The sequence below is a fragment of the Okeania hirsuta genome, from assembly GCF_003838195.1.
Classification (GTDB): Bacteria; Cyanobacteriota; Cyanobacteriia; order Cyanobacteriales; family Microcoleaceae; genus Okeania; species Okeania hirsuta.
This window is the reverse complement of record NZ_RCBY01000538.1, coordinates 1-1,838: the sequence shown is the minus strand read 5'-3', so window position 1 is coordinate 1,838 and position 1,838 is coordinate 1. Positions and strand designations below refer to the sequence as shown.

4 protein-coding genes are annotated in these 1,838 nt (G+C 37.5%); 2 read left to right on the top strand and 2 right to left on the bottom strand.

Annotated features, from left to right (window positions below; genetic code table 11):
* Nucleotides 1-46 precede the first annotated feature (46 nt).
* The gene (locus D5R40_RS32620) at nt 47-940 is read left to right on the top strand and encodes a protein rep (protein ID WP_124155858.1); all 894 of its coding nucleotides are present in this window, start codon (nt 47-49) and stop codon (nt 938-940) included.
* Nucleotides 940-1,242 (top strand): hypothetical protein, encoded by a 303-nt coding sequence (locus D5R40_RS32615; protein ID WP_124155857.1) that lies wholly within the window; start codon nt 940-942, stop codon nt 1,240-1,242. Before D5R40_RS32620 ends, D5R40_RS32615 begins: the two co-directional genes overlap by 1 nt.
* A gap of 6 nt (nt 1,243-1,248) precedes the next feature.
* Here the strand turns inward: D5R40_RS32615 and D5R40_RS32610 are convergent, their stop codons facing one another.
* Nucleotides 1,249-1,500, bottom strand: a complete 252-nt coding sequence (locus D5R40_RS32610; protein ID WP_192901060.1) for a hypothetical protein — start codon at nt 1,498-1,500, stop codon at nt 1,249-1,251.
* A 156-nt stretch (nt 1,501-1,656) separates the two neighbouring features.
* Nucleotides 1,657-1,838 (bottom strand): hypothetical protein (locus D5R40_RS38675; RefSeq protein WP_205127837.1); only part of this gene is annotated, 182 nt, incomplete at its 5' end.

Below are 1,838 nucleotides of genomic sequence, written 5' to 3'. Positions count from 1 at the left end.
TAACTTTAATAAACTTCAACATAGTGTTCGTTAATCTGCAAACCTTTTGCAAATTGCTGCTGAAAATAGAAAAAATCAAGCAGAAGCTTCTAAGCTTCAGGATTGGTCTGATAAGTTAATGGGTCGTAAGTATAATAATGGTTCTTGTGGCAGCAAGCTCAGTTTTATTAAAACCTCTGACGGTCCGAAGTTGATTGCAGCTAATTTTTGTCGAGTTCGTTGCTGTCCGATGTGTACTTCCAGGCGTTCGGCTATGTGGAGAGCTAAAGCATTTCGTGCTTATCCTGAACTGGAAAAGTTGAATTTACGATATCTTTTACTAACTTTGACTGTTCGCAATGTTCCTGTTTCTAGGTTGCGTGAGTTTATTGATAATACTTTGTCTCCAGCTTCTCACAAGTTTATGATGAGCTTCAAGTATAAACTGGGTAAGCTTTACAGAGGATATTTGCGGTCATTTGAATGTACTCAAACTAAACATCACATTTATAATTCTCACCCTCATCTTCACTACATGATTGCGGTTGAGCATGAGTATTTTGATAAGAAATATATGGAGCAGTCGGAGTTTAAGGAACTATGGAAACGCTCTCTGAAAGCTGATTATGACCCCATAGTTAGTATTGAAGCTGTTGATGATTTTGAGCGATCACCTTTGGAAGTGCTTAAATATGAGTTGAAACCCGCTGACTATTTTTCTGACTGGCATTGGTTCCCTGAGTATGCGTTGCAAGTTTCAGGAGTTCAGCGTATTAGTCTTGCCGGAGTGTTTCGTAAGCATTTTAACTTTCTCAATCGAGATGGGAGTTTAATTAGTAGTGACTACGACGATGATAATAGGAATTTTTTCAAAGGTAAGAGTGGTAAAAAGGCAAAGATTTATAACTTTGAATGGTTGGAGAAAGGTAATAATAAACAGTATTGTTTAAGGGGGGCTTAATGGTTGCTAGTGTTGAACAAAAAATTATAGTTGAAGATTGGGAATATGCAGTTGAACATCCAGAAGGTTTAGTGGATGAAGATATACAATTTGGCTTTAAGCTTATTAATAATAGAGAACAACAATGTTACTATTCATATTTATATGTAGAGATTGGTCTGGTATTTGAGATGGTTAATAAAGGAAAGCCTGGTATACATAGAACAGTTGATGCAGCAATTGAGTATTTAATGTCTCTTGCTGATTATGTTGTTAGAGTACATCGAATTATACGTCTAGTTCCAGTTAAACTGTGCGTATAAGATAAATTATACGTGTGGCGTTGTTTTCTGTCCGTTTCCTCTCGCAACGCCATCTCGAGCAGAAACAGTTGATTCATTTTTGTTAGACTGTGCTAAACCAGCGGCACCAGCAATTGCTGTTCCAGCTAACCCGATTCCGGATGACCATTTGGCATCATCACTATCGGTAACTAAGACAGTAACTCCAATGATTCCACCAATCGTTGCAATAAAGATAGGGGTTATGGAGTAAATGAATTCAGGAGTGAGTAGTTTCATCTTTAGTAATCCTTCATGGGTGCAGAAATTGTTCTTTCTATGGCAAATCTTTGTACGAAGAGAGTTCTATTTCTAGGGAGTTTCGTATAACAGGTTCGCCATATTGACCTAAACTATGGAAAAAGTATCATTGACTTGTTCTAGTCTATCCAGGACTTAGCCAAAATACACCATCCATCGCTGTTCTTGCTTACAGTCCAGCAGGTATTCATAAGACTGTAAGAATATTTTAGCTAAGTCCTGGATAGACTTAGCCAAAATACACCATCCATCGCTGTTCTTGCTTACAGTCCAGCAGGTATTCATAAGACTGTAAGAATATTTTAGCATCTTGCCAT

Bases quoted from the DNA above. Each gene is read 5' to 3' on its own strand.
- D5R40_RS32615 (WP_124155857.1), top strand. From the start codon at position 940: ATGGTTGCTAGTGTTGAACAAAAAATTATAGTTGAAGATTGGGAATAT.
- D5R40_RS32610 (WP_192901060.1), bottom strand. From the start codon at position 1,500: ATGAAACTACTCACTCCTGAATTCATTTACTCCATAACCCCTATCTTT.